16 protein-coding genes and 1 tRNA gene are annotated in these 17,454 nt (G+C 45.6%); 5 read left to right on the top strand and 12 right to left on the bottom strand.

From position 1 onward, the window contains the following. The first annotated feature begins 110 nt into the window (after positions 1 to 110). A complete protein-coding gene (locus ACY652_RS16220) occupies positions 111 to 809 on the top strand; it encodes an SDR family oxidoreductase (protein ID WP_462265427.1) in 699 nt (232 codons plus the stop codon). Positions 810 to 1,001: 192 nt separating this feature from the next. On the opposite strand, the gene ACY652_RS16215 is transcribed toward ACY652_RS16220, so the two are convergent. Then, positions 1,002 to 1,075: transfer RNA gene (locus tag ACY652_RS16215), tRNA-His, on the bottom strand. A 109-nt stretch (positions 1,076 to 1,184) separates the two neighbouring features. Here ACY652_RS16215 and rnhA point away from each other — a divergent pair. After that, a complete protein-coding gene (gene rnhA, locus ACY652_RS16210; RefSeq protein ID WP_462265426.1) occupies positions 1,185 to 1,640 on the top strand; it encodes a ribonuclease HI in 456 nt (151 codons plus the stop codon). 109 nt (positions 1,641 to 1,749) lie between these two features. On the opposite strand, the gene ACY652_RS16205 is transcribed toward rnhA, so the two are convergent. From ACY652_RS16205 to ppk1, 7 genes are all read right to left on the bottom strand, one after another. Further along, entirely contained in the window at positions 1,750 to 2,274 is a 525-nt protein-coding gene (locus tag ACY652_RS16205) for a metallophosphoesterase family protein (RefSeq protein ID WP_462265425.1), read from the bottom strand. A gap of 243 nt (positions 2,275 to 2,517) precedes the next feature. After that, positions 2,518 to 3,234: a tRNA1(Val) (adenine(37)-N6)-methyltransferase gene (locus tag ACY652_RS16200; RefSeq protein ID WP_462265424.1), complete on the bottom strand. Its 717-nt coding sequence runs from the start codon at positions 3,232 to 3,234 to the stop codon at positions 2,518 to 2,520. A 2-nt stretch (positions 3,235 to 3,236) separates the two neighbouring features. Continuing rightward, positions 3,237 to 3,626, bottom strand: coding sequence for an SMU1112c/YaeR family gloxylase I-like metalloprotein (gloA2, locus tag ACY652_RS16195; protein ID WP_462265423.1), 390 nt, complete (start codon positions 3,624 to 3,626; stop codon positions 3,237 to 3,239). Between the two features lie 3 nt (positions 3,627 to 3,629). Further along, positions 3,630 to 5,852 carry a phosphoribosylformylglycinamidine synthase subunit PurL gene (gene purL / locus ACY652_RS16190; RefSeq protein WP_462265422.1) on the bottom strand — a complete coding sequence of 741 codons (2,223 nt, stop codon included), beginning with the start codon at positions 5,850 to 5,852 and terminating at the stop codon, positions 3,630 to 3,632. Positions 5,853 to 5,973: 121 nt separating this feature from the next. After that, on the bottom strand, positions 5,974 to 6,546 hold the full coding sequence (locus ACY652_RS16185; protein WP_462265421.1) for a UbiX family flavin prenyltransferase: 573 nt from the start codon (positions 6,544 to 6,546) through the stop codon (positions 5,974 to 5,976). Positions 6,547 to 6,709: 163 nt separating this feature from the next. After that, entirely contained in the window at positions 6,710 to 7,591 is an 882-nt protein-coding gene (locus ACY652_RS16180; RefSeq protein WP_462265420.1) for a Ppx/GppA phosphatase family protein, read from the bottom strand. Beyond that, a complete protein-coding gene (gene ppk1 / locus ACY652_RS16175) occupies positions 7,588 to 9,642 on the bottom strand; it encodes a polyphosphate kinase 1 (RefSeq protein WP_462265419.1) in 2,055 nt (684 codons plus the stop codon). The genes ACY652_RS16180 and ppk1 overlap by 4 nt, the downstream gene beginning before the upstream one ends. A gap of 164 nt (positions 9,643 to 9,806) precedes the next feature. Here ppk1 and ACY652_RS16170 point away from each other — a divergent pair, with 164 nt between their 5' ends. Further along, complete coding sequence (locus ACY652_RS16170; RefSeq protein ID WP_462265418.1) at positions 9,807 to 10,298, top strand: YajQ family cyclic di-GMP-binding protein; 492 nt, start codon at positions 9,807 to 9,809, stop codon at positions 10,296 to 10,298. Positions 10,299 to 10,410: 112 nt separating this feature from the next. On the opposite strand, the gene ACY652_RS16165 is transcribed toward ACY652_RS16170, so the two are convergent. The 4 genes from ACY652_RS16165 to folB form a co-directional block, all read right to left on the bottom strand. Continuing rightward, complete coding sequence (locus tag ACY652_RS16165; RefSeq protein ID WP_462265417.1) at positions 10,411 to 10,851, bottom strand: Hsp20/alpha crystallin family protein; 441 nt, start codon at positions 10,849 to 10,851, stop codon at positions 10,411 to 10,413. Positions 10,852 to 11,539: 688 nt separating this feature from the next. Beyond that, entirely contained in the window at positions 11,540 to 12,172 is a 633-nt protein-coding gene (locus ACY652_RS16160) for an MgtC/SapB family protein (RefSeq protein ID WP_462265416.1), read from the bottom strand. Continuing rightward, a complete protein-coding gene (locus ACY652_RS16155; RefSeq protein WP_462265415.1) occupies positions 12,172 to 13,575 on the bottom strand; it encodes an FAD-binding oxidoreductase in 1,404 nt (467 codons plus the stop codon). Before ACY652_RS16155 ends, ACY652_RS16160 begins: the two co-directional genes overlap by 1 nt. Before the next feature lie 9 nt (positions 13,576 to 13,584). Continuing rightward, positions 13,585 to 13,938, bottom strand: coding sequence for a dihydroneopterin aldolase (gene folB, locus ACY652_RS16150; protein WP_462265414.1), 354 nt, complete (start codon positions 13,936 to 13,938; stop codon positions 13,585 to 13,587). Between the two features lie 77 nt (positions 13,939 to 14,015). Here folB and ACY652_RS16145 point away from each other — a divergent pair, with 77 nt between their 5' ends. Both ACY652_RS16145 and ACY652_RS16140 read left to right on the top strand, forming a co-directional pair. Continuing rightward, positions 14,016 to 15,197: an acyl-CoA dehydrogenase family protein gene (locus tag ACY652_RS16145; RefSeq protein ID WP_462265413.1), complete on the top strand. Its 1,182-nt coding sequence runs from the start codon at positions 14,016 to 14,018 to the stop codon at positions 15,195 to 15,197. A gap of 161 nt (positions 15,198 to 15,358) precedes the next feature. Further along, positions 15,359 to 17,386 (top strand): ATP-binding protein, encoded by a 2,028-nt coding sequence (locus ACY652_RS16140; RefSeq protein ID WP_462265412.1) that lies wholly within the window; start codon positions 15,359 to 15,361, stop codon positions 17,384 to 17,386. Positions 17,387 to 17,454 lie beyond the last annotated feature (68 nt).

Here is a 17,454-nt window from a genome sequence, read left to right as displayed (position 1 = left end):
GGGTTACACAATGGAACTGCCAATACTTAGCGCCCAATCTTGAAGGAAACACCAATACTTATTATAATTTTTTATGGTAGACAATTCTTGTATCAAGTTGTATATAGAATATGGAATTAAGTACAATCAAAGCAATTATTACCGGAGGCACTTCGGGTATCGGCTACCAAACTGCCAAACTATTGAAATCAAAAGGTGCGCAGGTAGTGATTTGCGGCCGTAATATACAAACGCTGGAAAAAGCAAAAAGCGAATTGTCAGTTATGGGTATACAGGCTGACGTGGCCCTGCAGAACGATGTTGACCGGTTATTTGATTTTGCGATTGAGCAGATGGGCGGATTAAACGTGCTCATCAATAATGCCGGAATCGGCTATATGGGGTCGCTGGTTGAAACTACTGCTGGCGATTTTACCCGCATCTGGCAAACCAATACATTAAGTGCCTTTATGTGCGGACAGCGGGCAGCCCAGCATTTCATTGCGCAGAATTGTGGCAATATCATTAATGTGGCTTCCATGGGCGCTGTAAACGGGTTTGCCAACGGTTCAATCTACTGCTCAAGCAAATCAGCAATAACCGGCTTAACCAAATGCTGGCAGGCAGAACTGCGTAAGCATAATATCAGGGTGATGCAGGTAAATCCCAGTGAAGTGGTAACTGACTTTGTTACGAAGCTGGGGCATCAGTCAACCAATCCTGAGCGTAAACTTAAAGGACTGGAAATAGCGCAGGTTATGGTATCGATGTTGGAATTAAGCGATATTGGATTTGTTCCGGAAGCAAATATCTGGGCAACCAATCCCTGAGTAGTTGTTTAAAAATAAATTCAAATAGTTACTATTGCCAGTCGTCATTGCGAGGTACGAAGCAATCCCTCCGCATTATGTCTTAACTAAGTGATAGAGATTGCTTCGTACCTCGCAATGACGCGCTTTTAAACAGCTTCTAAGGCATTCCAATAAAAAAGGCAAAAGATTAAACCAATCTTTTGCCTTCCGGGTAAATGATGGGGCTCGAACCCACGACCCTCGGTACCACAAACCGATGCTCTAACCAACTGAGCTACATCTACCGTGCTTGTTGATGCAAAATTAGAAAACTCCGGCAATACTGCAATATTTTTTTGAAACTTTGCACCGTTGGCCTTTGCTGCAATTTCTTATACTTGCCGCTTAATTAATATGATCGAAATTTTTACAGACGGCGCTTCCAGCGGCAATCCGGGGCCGGGCGGCTATGGCACTATTTTACGCTCGGGGCAGCATTATAAGGAACTTTCGGGCGGCTTCCGCAAAACCACCAATAACCGTATGGAGCTGCTGGCTGTGATTATAGGTTTGGAGGCCTTGAAAAGCCTCAACCAAACCGTAACTGTTTACTCCGATTCTAAGTACGTAGTGGATGCCATTGAAAAGCGCTGGGTATATGGATGGTACCAGAAAGGTTTTGCCGGTAAAAAGAACAAAGATTTATGGCTGCGTTATCTGCAGATCAGCAAACTGCACCAAATCCGTTTTGTATGGCTGAAGGGCCATGCCGGTCACCCCGAAAATGAACGCTGCGACCGCATGGCGGTAGCAGCATACAAGCAACCGCAGTTGCTGATTGATAGTGTGTTTGAGGCGGAGAATGCTTAGTTAAGCTTCATTAAAAATACGTCATTTCGAGCGTAGGGAGACATCTTCTACTGCATATAGGCTGCCTGAAGAAGATTTTTCCCTGCGGTGGAAATGACAACTGGAATTTTTAATTATTGACTTCTTTATACGCTTCAATTATACCCTTCTTCGCCAATTCAATCACCTGCAAGTTCTGAATCTTCTTTCCGTCAATCTCAAAGCGCATTAAGGTTTGCACTTTGTGCCAGCCCTGTTTGCCTGCAGCGCCGGGATTGAGGTGCAGGCATTTGATCTTTTCGTCGTAGATCACTTTCAGAATATGCGAATGCCCGGTGATGAATAATTGCGGCGGGTTGGTATAAATTTCAGGCTTTACCGCCGGGTTATAGCGGCCGGGGTAACCGCCGATATGAGTTATCCAGGCATCAACCTCCTCGCACCTGAAACGCAGGTTCAACGGAAAATCCTTTCTGATAGACGTGCCGTCTATATTACCATAAACGCCTCTCAACGGTTTAAAGGCAGCCAGCTTTTCGGCTACGCCTTCGCCAAAATCACCGGCATGCCAAATCTCATCACACGGGGCGAAGTGTTTAAATACGGCATCATCGAGGTAGCCGTGGGTATCTGATATAAGGCCGATTTTCGTCATGATTGAACAAAGGACGAAAAGATATGGCAATAAAGACAAATAAAACTGTAGGGATTGCGGATTAAAACCGCCGCGCGTCATTTTGAGCGTAGTGTGGCAATCGCACGGAGGCCTCTTCGCCCTATATGCGACGAGATTGCTTCGTACCTCCCAATGACGCGTTTCTGTTATGCTATACACTCCTTCCACTTGCCATTTTGACCTATAGGTCGAAATGACGGGGTGAGGATAGTGTAGAATTGCTTAAAATATCGTCAGGAAGTCTTTCAATACTTCCTGGTAGTGGGCTGAATAAATTTTAGGCATATCATAAATATAAAGTTCACTCTCCTTTGTCTCCGATGAGTTGAAACCAAATGCTGTAATTAACCGGTGCGGGGCAGAATCAGGAAATGATTTTATAGCTATGTTTTCTTGTTGATACAGCCCTTGAGCAAAACACAGGTCAGCTACTATAGCTGCGGTATCAGGCGGCAGTATCAACCAGCATTGCCCGGCAGAATTTAAATGCAAGGCACATGCTGTTATCAACGCAGTAAAAAAATCAGCATCAGCATGTTTAGCCAGTTTTTTGTTGGCATTTGAGGGATGCAGACTATTGATGTAAAACGGAGGATTGCTAATTATACGATCATACTTGCGGCTATAAAGTTGAAGCTGTAATACATCTGCAAAACTCCCCTTGTATAGTTTCAGTCTTTCGGCAAAAGGCGAACCGGTAAAGTTTTGATGTGCCGTTGCCGCTGCTGCCGGATCAATTTCAATAGCATCAATCTGTGCGCCGGGGAACCGCTGCGCCAGCATCAGGGCAATTACGCCGGTACCGGTGCCGACGTCTAAGATATGTTGGGGAGAGTTTTCACCGACCAATGCACCCAGTAAGACCCCGTCGGTATTTACCTTCATGGCGCAGCCAGCCTGATCAATGGCAAACTGTTTGAAGCGAAAAATGTCGCTCACGGCTACCGTTCGTAAAACTCCAGCGGCAGCCCGTCGGGATCTTGAAAAAAAGTGAAACGCTTGCCGGTAAGTTCATCCACGCGGATGGGTTCAGCAGCTATGCCTTTTTCCGTCAGATAAGTAATCGCTTCTTCCACGCTGTCGACCTCAAAAGCTAAATGGCGCAAGCCAACGGCTTCAGGTCCAGAGGGACGGGCAGGCGGATGGGGAAAAGAAAAAAGCTCGATCTGGTAGGCACCGCCCACTTCCAAGTCGAGCTTGTAGGAGTTTCTTTCGGCGCGAAAAACTTCCTGCACCACTTTCAAACCTAATACTCCGGTGTAAAACTGCTTTGACTTTTGGTAATCAGCACAGATAATGGCTACGTGGTGTATGCGGTTAAGTTGCAGCATGGGTTAATCGCCCAAGGTAACGTGCAGTACGTTATCGTAAGTAAGTTTCACATCGGTTACATGGCCAAACAGTTCTTCATCTACATTAAAGAAACCGTTAGTTACGGTACCCAATAGGGTGAACTCCACCTCGCTGGTGGCCATCATTTCTACAAAGCGATCTTGCTCCTCCGGCAAAACGCTTACCACTACCCTGCCCTGCGCCTCGCCGAATAAGAAGGCATCTTTGCGGATTTCGGCATCTGTAGCTATGTCGAAGCCCAAGCCGTTCGGCATAGCCGATTCAGCTAACGTTACATACAAGCCGCCATCGGCCACATCATGCGCCGATACAATGGCCTTATGCTTAATGAGTTCTTTAACTATCTGCTGCATGTCGTACTCCTTATCCAAATCAAAATACGGGGCAGGTGCCGCCTGTATTTTATGGTAAGAAGCCAGGTATTGGGAAGATGCAATGTCGTTAACCGATTCGCCGATCAGGTAGATAAAATCGCCGGGCTGCTTAAAGTCGGAGGTCATGATATTGGTTACATCATCCATTACGCCCAGCATACCAATGGTGGGCGTAGGAAATACCGGCCCTTCATCAGACGACTGGTTGTAGAAGCTCACATTACCGCCGGTTACCGGAGTACCGAACTTGGTACAGGCTTCGCCCATACCTTTAATAGCGCCCACAAACTGCCAGTATACCTCGGGCACGTAAGGGTTGCCGAAGTTGAGGCAGTTGGTAATGGCTACCGGCTCGCCACCGGCACAAGTGATGTTACGTGCGGCTTCGGCTACGGCAATGGCACAACCCTTTTGCGGGTCGGCATACACATAGCGGGAGTTACAGTCTACGGTTAATACAATGGCTTTATCAGTACCCTTAACGGCCACTACGGCTGCATCGCTGGGGCGGTTGGTAGTCATGTTGGCGGTACCTACCATGGAGTCGTACTGGTCGGTTACCCAGCGCTTGCTGGCAATGTTGGGTTGCGCCAACAGGTGCTCGGCTACATCAATCAGGCTTTCGGGTACCGGTACATTATCGATATTGAAGGCCTGGTTTTGCTGATAGTAAGCCGGCTCGCTATACTCACGCTCATACACCGGTGCACCGCCGCCTAAAACAAGGTCGTCGGCAGGAACATCGGCTACCAGTTCGCCGTTCATATAATATTCAAGGCGTTTGGTATCCGTTACCTCGCCTATCTGCACACAGTTTAAATCCCACTTATCAAACACCGCCTGCACATCCGCTTCGCGGCCTTTTTCTACCACAATCAGCATCCGCTCCTGTGATTCAGACAGCAGGATTTCATAAGGCTTCATATTATCCTGGCGGGTAGGTACCTTATCTAAATAAATTACCATCCCGTGCTCGCCCTTGGCCGACATTTCGGAGTTAGAGCAGATGATACCTGCCGCGCCCATATCCTGCATGCCGATAACCGCACCGGTTTTAATCACTTCGAGCGTTGCCTCCAGCAATAATTTTTCCTGGAAGGGATCACCTACCTGTACGGCGGGCAGATCGTTCACCGAATCTTCGGTAATATCCTTAGAAGCAAAGGCCGCCCCGTGTATACCATCCTTACCGGTAGATGAGCCCACAATGAATACCGGGTTGCCTACCCCATAAGAGGTAGCCGAAACCGTTTCGCCAGCCTTTACTATACCGGCCGACATGGCATTAACCAGCGGGTTCACGTTGTAGCATTCATCAAAAAATAGTTCGCCGCCAACGGTTGGAATGCCGAAGGCGTTGCCATAATCGCCAATACCTTTAACTACGCCTTTAATGAGCCACTTGGTACGGTCGTTATTCAGATCGCCAAAGCGCAGAGAATTTAATTGTGCGATAGGGCGTGCACCCATCGTAAATATATCGCGGTTAATACCGCCTACGCCGGTAGCCGCACCCTGGTAAGGCTCTAACGCCGAAGGGTGGTTGTGCGATTCAATTTTAAAGGCGCAGCCAATGCCATCACCCAAATCCACCAGTCCGGCATTTTCCTCGCCTGCTTTGGCCAGCATACGTGCACCGTCGCGCGGTAGGGTTTTCAACCATTTGATGGAATTTTTATAGGAACAATGCTCGCTCCACATTACCGAAAAGATGGAAAGCTCAGTAAAGTTCGGGCTGCGCTGCAGGATTTCTTTAATGCGGTCAAATTCTTCGGGCCGGAGACCTAAATCTTTGGCGGTTTCAACGGTAGTTAATTCGTTTTGCTCCACGCTGTATGGGGTTTGGGATGTTATGACGCCCAAAAGTAGAAAATATGCATTAAAGCAGGTAAGCAGAAGCAGATTAATTTAAACAATAACGAGGAAGCAGGAGGATAAGAATAAACAGAGTTCAGGTATCCTGTTCATTCCACCGGTAGCTTTCATTTTCCAGGCCCATCAAATCAATCACTCTGTTCACTACTGTGGCAGCTACTTCCTCCACAGTTTTGGGCTGACTGTAATAAGAGGGAACCGCCGGACAAACGATACCGCCTGCTTCGGTAACAGTAACCATATTGCGCAAATGGATAAGATTCAGCGGCATGTCGCGGGCTACGAGTATGAGTTTGCGCCGCTCCTTTAATATTACGTCGGCAGCGCGGGTAATCAGGTCGTCAGAAATTCCCCCGGCAATACGGCCCAGTGTACCCATGGAGCAGGGCACAATTACCATAGTATCATACCGGGCAGAACCGGAGGCAAAAGGGGCGTTAAAGTTCCGCTTGTCATAAAAATGAAAGGGGATTTGCGTATAATCATCATTACCCAATTCAAATTGCCATACCTGTTTGGCATTGTCTGACATCACTACCGCTACCTGCTCTACCTGGTTTTGCAGCTGTTGCAGCCGGTTCATTAACAGCTTGGCATAAATGGCACCGCTGGCGCCGGTAACAGCAATTACAATTTTTCGCTTGTGCATGTGCAGGAATTAACAATAAACAGGAAGAAAAGTTAAGGGCATAAAAAAGGGTCGAATAACGCGTACCCGACCCTACATCTACCTATGAAAAACATGCCCTCAGGAGGGCAAAACAAATATAGAAAACAATTCTATGATGTAAAGTAAAAATTAAGATAATATTTTATCTGAGGTTGTTTTTCTCTATCAGTGTTTGAATAATGCCGTCTACCATACCTACGCTGGGTACATAAATATCTTTAATATTAGCCCATTTCATTACACTCAAATAAATCTCGCAGGCAGGTATAATTACATCCGCCCTGTCCTGGTTTAAGCCTAACACATTGATGCGGTCTTTTAATGAAAATGAGTTCAGGTAGTTATGCATACTTTTCAGTTTACTGTAACTCAATGCATCGCCTTCCTTCTCCTTTGATAACCGGAACAGCTTATTGATGTTGCCGCCCGTACCTATACCATATACGTTTTTAAATTTGCGGGCATGTTGCTTTATAAACTCATTCATCTCATCCCACGTTTCCTCCTTATCCTGATTATCCAGTATGCGTATGGTACCAATGTTGAATGATTGTGAAGCCAGCATCTCGCCCTGCGAAAATAACGATAGCTCTGTGCTGCCGCCGCCTACGTCTATGTACAAATAGTTCTTGCTTTTATCGAGGCTTTGCTCCATGTGGCTGGAGTAAATGATATTAGCTTCGCGACTGCCGTGCACTATCTCCAAATCAAGCCCGGCTTCTTCCTTAATCCGCTTTACCACCTCAGGCCCGTTGTCAGCCTCACGCATAGCAGAGGTAGCGCAGGCCATGTAATCATCTACTTTATATACATCAATTAAGCTTTTGAAGGCCAGCATCGTTTTCACCAGGTCGTCTGCTTTTTTTTGCGACAGGTGTTTGTGTAAGAACGCATCGTCGCCTAAACGAAGCGGGACACGGATGAGTGTTTCTTTTTTAAAAGAAACAGTGCCGTTATTTTCCTTAATGTCTGCTATCAGCAGTCGTACGGCATTCGAGCCCGTGTCTATAGCTGCGTATCTCAATTTGATGTGTTTTTATATTTAAGATAATTATAAATTTCTATCTGTGCGCGGCACGGAATTTCCTGATCAGTTTTGTGATACTTATTTTGAATGGCGCCGTTCAACTCCCTTGATTTGGTGTTATCTTCCAGCTGGAGGTTTACCATGGCCCTGATCTCCTGATGGAGTTCTTCATCATAGACCAGGAAACCTGCTTCCACCCTGTTATCAATGTTGCGGGTCATCATATCGGCCGAGGTAAGATATAATAATTCTTTACCGTTGTTGCCGAAAATAAGGATACGTGCATGCTCCAGGTATTTATCCACAATGCTGATAACTGTGATGTTTTCACTAAAGCCTTTAACACCCGGCACCAGGCAGCACATGCCGCGCACAATAAGCTGAACACGTACCCCGGCATTGCTGGCATCATACAGTTTGGCAATCACCTGCTCATCGGCCAGGCTGTTCATCTTTAAAATAATGTAGGCATTTTTACCGGCGGCAGCGCTGGCTATTTCATTATCAATTAAGCGGTATATTTCGGGTCGCGAGTCAACGGGCGAGATAATAAGATTTTTAATATCTCTGGGCAAAGTACCCCTTTGCAAAGCCCTGAACACCGCTACCAAAGCCGTAGTATGCCTTTTATGGGCTGTAAATATGGTATGGTCGGCATAAATCCGGGCTGTTTTTTCGTTGAAATTTCCGGTAGAAAGGCAGGCATAATAGGCCGGCTTACCTTTTTCCATACGGGTAACCAGGCATATTTTGGCGTGCACCTTGTAGCCATCAATGCCATAGATTACGTTTATACCTTCCTCTTCCAGCCGGCGGCTCCAGCGTATGTTGTTCTGCTCATCAAACCGGGCGCGCAACTCAACCAGGCAATTTACCTTCTTGCCATTTTTAACCGCATTGATGAGCGCATGTACCACCCTCGAATTTTCGGCCAGGCGGTACACAGAGATGCTGATTTCCTTTACTTTAGGATCAATTGCCGCCTCGCGCAAAAAGTGTATCACATAATCGAACGACTGGTAGGGTGTACTCACCAGGTAACTCTTTTGTGCAATTTGCTGAATAAAGCTCCTGCTGAATGATAAACCCGCCACCGGAAGCGCCGGGTAGCTGGTATATTCCAGTTCGGGGCCGCCCACGTTAGGGAACTTAATAAAATCCTTAAAGTTCTGATAGCGGTTGGCCGGTATAAGGCTGTCGGAGCTCATACCCAAACGCGTAACTAAGTAGGTCAGCATATCAGCGGGCATTTCAGTGTCATATAACAGGCGCATAGGTTTGCCGCGTTTACGCTTAGTAAGGCTTTTGGCTAAAGCGTCAATAAACTTTTCGCTTACTATCTTATCCAGGTCCAGTTCTGCATCGCGTGTCAGCTGTATGGAGTAGGCTTCGATACTATCATGTTCAAAAATGAAGAAGATATCTTCGAGGCTATACCGGATTACATCATCCAGCATGATAATGAACTTCAGATGATTGGTTTCCGGCAAAATAATGAAACGCGAAAGGGTATCAGGAATTTCGATCATCGCCAGGCGCGATTTTTTGCCCTTAACCAGCTTTACAAAGAAATAGATACCCCTGTCGCGCATCTCGGGCAGCGGCATATGGTCATCCAGCATAATGGGTACCAGCGTAGCCAGCAGTTTTTCGCGAAAATAGTTTTTTACAAAAGTGCCCCTGGTTACATTCAGCTGCTTTTCATTGAGGATGAATATCTTGTGTTCTGCAAGCTGCTTGATAATGATATTCTCATACAGGTTGTTAAATTTTTTTTCCTGCTTAACCACCAGCGTTTTAATCTGCTTCAGTACTTTTTTTGGGTTGTACCCTAAAAGCGCCTTTGCTTTTTCGTTCAGGTTGGCCAGCCGACTAAGCGTAGCCACCCGTACCCGGTAAAACTCATCGAGGTTAGAAGAAAAAATAGCCAGAAAACGAATGCGGTCTATCAACGGAACCGTAGCATCTGCCGCTTCCTGCAGCACACGGTCGTTAAAATACAGCCAGCTTATTTCGCGGTTAATGAGCGGAACGTCTTTCGGTTGCATTACGGGCTTTTTGCCATTTAGGGGCTTTGCTTGCAAATCTGATGATTTAGATGTTACCTCAATATTAACTTAATTTAAATAAGCGTGTTTGCCTAAATAATAAAAAGGTACCGTATGTACCTGTAATTATTCAATAACTTTGCAACACATTTAAACATTTACCCATGCCCTCTTTTGATATTGTAAGCCAGATAGACAGCCAAACGCTGGACAATGCCATTAATAACGCTAAAAAAGAAATTTTGAACCGTTATGATTTTAATGATTCAAAAAGCACTGTTGACCTGGATAAGAAAACCAATGTGATAACCATTGTAACCGAGAATGATATGCGCCTGAAAGCCATTCAGGATTCCATTATCAGCCGGATGATGAAGCAGCAGCTGGACCCGAAGGCGCTTGATTTTGGTGAGGAAGAATATGCTTCGGGCAATATGATAAGAAAAGAAGTTAGCATTAAAGAAGGTTTGGATAAGGAAGCCGCTAAAAAGGTAGTGAAAAAGATTAAAGACAGCGGCCTGAAAGTGCAGGCTTCCATTATGGACGACCAGGTACGGGTACAAGGCAAAAAGCTGGACGACCTGCAGGCCGTAATCAGCCTTTGCCGTGGTGAAGACTTTGGGCAGCCGCTGCAATACATCAATATGCGCAGTTAAGTTGCTCCTACAATTATACCGGATTTAGTAAAGATTAAAAAAGCCGCTGCAGAATACCTGCAACGGCTTTTAACTAAATCAACAACCTCTATTTATAGAAACAAAACGTTAATTACTTAACCGCAATTTCGCGGGCCTGTATTTTGGCTTCTTCCTTTTTAGCTACGCTCAACTTCAACACGCCATCAGTATAAGCGGCTTCGATGTTGGTATGATCGGCGGTTTCTGGCAGGGTGAATGAACGGTTGAAGGCAGTATAGCCAAATTCGCGTTTATTATACTTTTTGCCTTCTTCGGTAACTTCTTCCTTCTTTTCGGCAGAAACGCTCAACACGTTTTTGTCTAAGTTGATCTTAAAATCTTCTTTCTTCATGCCAGGCAGTGCCAGTTCAATCTGAAACTGGTTTTCGGTTTCGGCAATATTTACAGCCGGTGTTTTACCTAAGGCTACAGGTTTAAAAAATGAATCGTTAAATACTGATTCAAAAACATCGTTGTAACGCAGGTTTGATAAGTGATTTTTGTGTCCGTTATTAAATTTTACTAAAGTCATTTTTATATCCTCCAAAGTCTTCTTTTATTAATTCCGTGAGTATATAATCAATTCCTGTTCCACTTACAGGAAAACCAACCAATGAGCCAATTTGTCGTATTAAAAATATTTAGCCAGTCAATATGTCATATCAAACCTGAAGATATTGCCAATTTTATTTAAAGAACTATAATGCCACCCGGTCTTAACCTGTTTTCAGCTTCCTATTCCTTCGTTTTGCAGGCGTAAAAACCGGAGGTAAATAAAGCCGGTAAAGGGCACAACTAAAAGTTGTAAAAAGTGTAAACCCTGGTTTTTTTCAATGTGCTGAATATCAATTTTTTAGATGCAAATTTTTCTGAAAAGTGTAAACTTTGCCTTTACACTTTATTACCCCTTTATTGAACTGATTATGGAAGTACAGCACCCCGAAATATGTAACGGGGGATACTGAGCCTGCTTTATCCTGATGAGAAGAGGGGCGCATCAGCCGAAAGAAACTTCCGGACATTGATGATGCACGCGGATATTACGAAGCTAAAGTAGCAATTTGAATATGCTTAGTATATCACCCGGAATATATTGGCCGGTAACGAAGAGATGTGCACCACCGGAAAAAAGGTTCACCTCTTTTAAATTGCTGCCTTATCCTATAGGTGCCGTAGGCGCACAGTTGGCTTTAGCCAGCCGGAACAAATTACCAGTACAATTAAAACGATTTGATAATGGGGCTCAATACCAGCTCTTCGTTTAGTTTGTTGATATTGTCAATGTGGCCTGCAACTTCAATAAGCGCCTGCAGGTTAGCATCTTTCTTGGTAACAGAACGGCGCTCAGTAGTCAGGCTATATTTGCGGGCCATAGTTTCAAAAGCTTCGATGTTATGATAGTCCGTACTGGTAAACACCAGTGAAAATATCTTTTTCCCGTGAATGGTATTAATGTAATCCTCTACCCTGCTTAGCAGCGATAATACAATTACCGTAACTGCTGTAGCAATAAGCGCCAGTGTATAATCACCGGTGCCTACGGCCACACCAATGGCGGCCGATATCCAGATAACGGCCGCAGTAGTAAGGCCGCTTACGGTAAAGCCCTCCTTAAAAATAACCCCTGCGCCAATAAAGCCGATACCCGTAATTACGTTAGCATTTACGTTAGTGCCGCCTTTCTGCGCAACTAATGTAAACAATGCCGAACCCAGGCAAATTAATATTATGGTGCGAAAACCGGCAGTTTTATGCTTATACTGCCGCTCTAGGCCCAGCACACCGCCAAACAGCATGGCAAAGCCGATTTTTATCAGGTCATGATAGGCAACATGAAATTCTTCGGCAACCATTAGCTGAATATTTTACCGGGGTTAAGGATATGGTTAGAATCAAATACCTGCTTAATGCCTTTCCAGATGGCAAAATGTACCGGTGAGTATTTGAGCGGCATATAGTCTTTTTGTACCAGGCCAATTCCGTGTTCGCCCGATATTGTGCCCCCTAAGGCAATGGTAAGTTCAAATATCTCTTTGATTCCGCCACTCAGTTTGCTCTTCCAATCTTCATCGCTCATGCCGGCCTTAATGATGTTCACGTGCAGATTACCATCGCCGGCATGGCCATAGCAAACCGATTGAAAACCATAGCGGTGGCCAATCTCTTTAATACCATTGATCAGTTTCGGCAATGCGGCACGCGGCACTACCGTATCTTCCTCTTTGTACACGGAATTTGATTTAACAGATACGGCCATAGTGCGCCTGATGCGCCATAAGTCTTCCTTTTGCGCCGAAGTATCGGCAAACAATACTTCCTGGCAACCAAAATTTTCGAGCACGGCGTTAATCTTTTCACATTCGGCAAACATCATTTCCTGCTCATTGCCATCTACCTCGATCAGCAGAAAGGCCTGAACATTGCCTTTCAGGTCAAACACGATATCATCATGCTCAATCACCCACTCCACCCCGCGCCTTTCCATAAACTCAAGCGCCGAAGGTACCACGCCTGCCCTGAAAATGGCCGATACCGCCGCACAGGCATCTTCATTAGAACCAAAGGAAGCCAGCATCAGCACATCCTGCGCCGGCCTGGGAATAAGTTTGGCTACAATTTTAGTTATGATGCCCAGCGTACCCTCCGAACCGATGAACAGTTGCGTAAGGTTGTAGCCTGATGAATATTTAAGGGTGTTGGCCCCCGTCCAGATAATTTCTCCGTTAGGCAGCACCACCTGCAAATTCAAAATATATTCCCTGATGGTTCCGTACTTTACTACGCGCGGGCCGCCCGAACCATGAGATACATTGCCCCCGATAAAGCAGCTGCCCTTGCTGGCCGGGTCAACCGGGTAGAGCAAGCCTTTTTCGGCCGCCGCGTTAATAAAGGCTTCCGTAATTACGCCCGGCTCTACCGTAGCCTGCAGGTTTTGTTCATCAATTTCAATAATGCGGTTAAACCGTTCCATAGAAATCACCAGGCCGCCGTAAACCGGCAAAGCGCCGCCACTCAGCCCTGTACCCGCTCCCCTTGGGGTAACCGGGATATGGTAGTTGTTGCATACTTTTAGTAAAGCGGCTATTTGTTCCGGTGTGTCGGGCAGCACTGCCACTTCGGGCACATAACGCAGATCTTCGGTTTCATCCCGGCTATATTTCTCCAGATCCTCGGCACGCGTAAACACCTGTTCGCTGCTGATAATGCTGCGTATCTGCAGTAAAACCTCAGAAGTAATTCTTTTATAATTTTCCATAACTGATAATCAGGGCAGTGAAATGGTAACGCCCGACCATGCGACATTGCCTCTTAACGGCGGATTTATTTTTTTAACGCTTACCATAAGCTGCTGCACAAACGGAAACTGGTTTTGAATGCGATCAACCATTGCCTGGGCCAGCGCCTCCAGCAGTTGTTTGGTTTGCTTCATTTCATCTTCGGCAATGGCATACAGCTGCTCATAGTTTACGGTATGGTTAATATCATCCGATGAAAGATGACCGCCCGCATCAAATGCCACCTCGATGGTAACCAGAAACCGGTTGCCAATCAGCTGCTCCTGCTCGTAAAAGCCATGCCCGGCAAAAAACCCGGCATCATATATTCCAACCTTCAGCATTTGCCAAAAATAAAACTAAAAGCTATTGCAATGTAAAGCCTTTGGTTAATTTTGTTTTCACATCTCTCTCATCCATTATGCCACGTACCGACCTGTTTGAATCGCCCGACTATTACCTGCTGGACGAGCTGCTGACCGATGAACACAAACTGATACGCCAAACGGTTAGGGATTGGGTTAAGCAAAATGTTAGCCCGGTCATTGAAGATTACGCCCAACGGGCTGAATTTCCTAAACAATTATTGCAAGGGCTGGCAGAAATTGGCGCATTCGGCCCGACTATACCGGAGGAATACGGCGGCGCCGGGCTGGATTATATGGCTTACGGGTTAATTATGCAGGAGATTGAGCGGGGTGATTCGGGCATCCGCTCTGCGGCATCGGTACAGGGCTCACTGGTGATGTACCCTATTTATGCTTATGGCTCGGAGGAGCAGCGCCGGAAGTATTTGCCCCGGCTTGCCAGCGGCGAGCTGATGGGCTGCTTTGGTTTAACAGAGCCGGATCATGGTTCTAACCCGGGCGGTATGGCCACAACACTGCGGCCAGACGGCAACGGCTATCTGCTAAACGGCGCCAAGATGTGGATATCCAACGCCCCCTTCGCTGATATTGCTGTAGTATGGGCGCGTGATGAGCAGGGCAAGGTAAGGGGAGTAATTGTGGAGCGCGGCATGGCAGGCTTTACTACGCCGGAAACGCATAATAAGTGGTCGCTAAGGGCATCAGCTACCGGCGAACTGGTATTTGATAATGTATCAATCCTGAAAGAAAATATCTTACCCGATATTTCAGGCCTGAAAGGCCCGCTGGGCTGCCTTAACCAGGCCCGTTACGGCATTGCCTGGGGTGCGTTAGGTGCAGCTATGGACTGTTATGATACCGCCCTGCGCTATGCAAAGGAACGGCACCAGTTTGGCAAACCTATTGGCGCTTTCCAGCTACAGCAAAAGAAACTGGCCGAGATGATTACCGAAATTACCAAAGCGCAGCTACTGGTATGGCGTTTAGGTCAGCTAAAAAACGAGAACAGGGCAACAGCAGCTCAGATTTCGATGGCGAAACGCAACAGCGTTGATACCGCACTGCACATTGCACGCGAGGCACGGCAAATGCTGGGCGGCATGGGCATTACCGGCGAATATCCGGTAATGCGCCACATGATGAACTTAGAGTCGGTAATTACGTATGAAGGCACACATGACATTCATTTACTGATAACCGGTATGGATGTTACAGGTTTAGACGCCTTTAAATAAAACAACTAAAAAGAATAGTTAAACAATCTTTTTATTATAATTGGGAACGGTAAGTTTTCAGGCTTTGCACCGCCTTAAAAAGTATTACTTTGTTAACGCCTTACACTCATATACAAGCCCGGATTATTCTACACTGGCGCAGATCAGCGGCTGCGGCGGTTATGTGGTTTGTTCTTTTTGCGAGTTCGTGCAATAACTTTCAGGATAAACGTTCGGCTTCTGCAGCAAAAGATTATCAGGCTGTACTCAATCGGGTTAGCCGGCTTTTTGATACCAATCATGCAGAAGAAGGGTTGCAACTGTTGAAAGATGCCGCCATTCTGTTACCCAACGCTACCGTTGCTCAAAAAGAAAGCACCTATCTTTTTTACTATAATTACTATTATCAGGTTAAGCGGGATAATAAGAAAGCTATGTTGTATATAGATAGCATGCAGGCTGAACTGAATACAGAGCAAAAAATAAGGGAAAACCAGTCCATGTACGGCAGGACCTTTTTTTTACGCGGCGATTTGCTTTTTGAGGAGAACCGCTTGTCTGAAGCCTACTATAACTATTACCGGGGTAAACAAATTACCAGTGCCACGCTTGATGATTGCAGCAAGAGCGAGTATACCTACCGTATGGGTATGAGCATGTACCGCCAGCAGGATTACAAAAGGGCGGCAACTTACTTTAAAAAAACGTGCAAGGAAATAAACGCCTGTTCGCTCACTTTCGGTTCATTCTACCGCCGGCAGGAATTGCTGAACAATACCGGGCTTTCTTATGGTAAACTGCACATGAATGACAGCGCTGTCTTTTACTATAACAAAGCGCTGGCTTATATTAACACCAATCGTAAAAAGTATAGTAACGTAGAACGGCAGTTTAACCTGGCTACGGCAGTAGTACAGGGAAATCTGGCTGATATGTATGTGCAGCAAGGCCGTTACAACATAGCTGCCGGTTTGTACAGGCAGAGCATTGCGGTTAATGCAAAGCCCGATTACGATTTTGGTGATGCCGAGCTTACGGAAGTAAAGCTGGCTAAACTATATGTACTGCAAAACAAGCCCGATTCACTGCTGGCTGTTTTAAATTCGCTGCAGGCGCATTTAAAACTTGTGCCTAATTTAAGTGCAACAGCTTCTATGAAAAGCCTGCTGACCACTTATTATACAGCACAGGGAAATTACAAGCTGGCCTTGTCAAATTATAAGTCTTACTGCCTGCTCAAGGACAGTCTTGAAAAAAGCCAGCTCAACTTAAAGGAAAACGACATCAATTTACAGCTGGACCGCTATGAAAAAGATTACCAGCTGGCGGTGCTGAGAAAGCACAGCAACATGCAGCGCATTTATTTAATAGCAGCTGTTATTATTGCCGCTATGGCATCGTTCATCATTTTGCTCATCTACCAGTACCTTCGCAAATCAGGCCGCAATATGAAGGCGCTTGATTATTTGAATAAGCAGATCAATCAGCAAAACGACGATCTTGCCCATGCGCTTAATGAGATTAAGATCAGCAATCAGGAGAAAGACCGCATATTGCATACGGTAGCACATGATTTAAGAAACCCGGTAGGCGGCATAGCCTCATTGAGCAGCACACTGGTAAATGATCATGAACTGGATGAAGAGCACCAAAGTTTATTAACAGCCATCAGAGATACAGCCAATGATTCGCTCATACTAATCAGCGAATTACTGGAAGTGGCAGATAATCAGGTAAAGGAAATGAACCGGCAGGAAGTGGAGATCAACCAGCTGGTGGTAAACTGTATTGAACTGCTTAATTATAAAGCCGCAGAAAAAAATCAAACCCTTAGTGTAAGGCTTTTAGATGAGCCGCAAAATCTTATAATCAGCCGTGAAAAAATATGGCGGGTGTTAAGTAATCTGATCAGTAACGCTATCAAGTTCAGCAAGGTAAATGGCGAAATCATTATCGGACTGCAACTCGCAGCAGATGAGGTTATTTTTTCTGTGCACGATAATGGCATCGGCATCCCTGATGAGTTAAAGGCGGATGTGTTTAATATGTTTACAAACGCTAAACGCCAGGGTACCCTTGGCGAAAAATCCTTTGGCCTGGGCCTGTCCATCTGTAAGCAAATCATTACTCAGCATGATGGGAAGATATGGTTTGAAAGCAGCCTTGCCACAGGCACCACCTTCTATTTTATGCTGCCTCTAAAAATTTAAAACCTTTCTTTCCTGCCCATAGTTAATTCTATAGTTAACTTATTTTCTTGACAAACATTAAATATTGA

The sequence above is a fragment of the Mucilaginibacter sp. genome, from assembly GCF_965200995.1.
Classification (GTDB): domain Bacteria; phylum Bacteroidota; class Bacteroidia; order Sphingobacteriales; family Sphingobacteriaceae; genus Mucilaginibacter.
The sequence above is the reverse complement of the archived record's forward strand: the minus strand, read 5'-3'. Positions and strand labels throughout refer to the sequence as shown.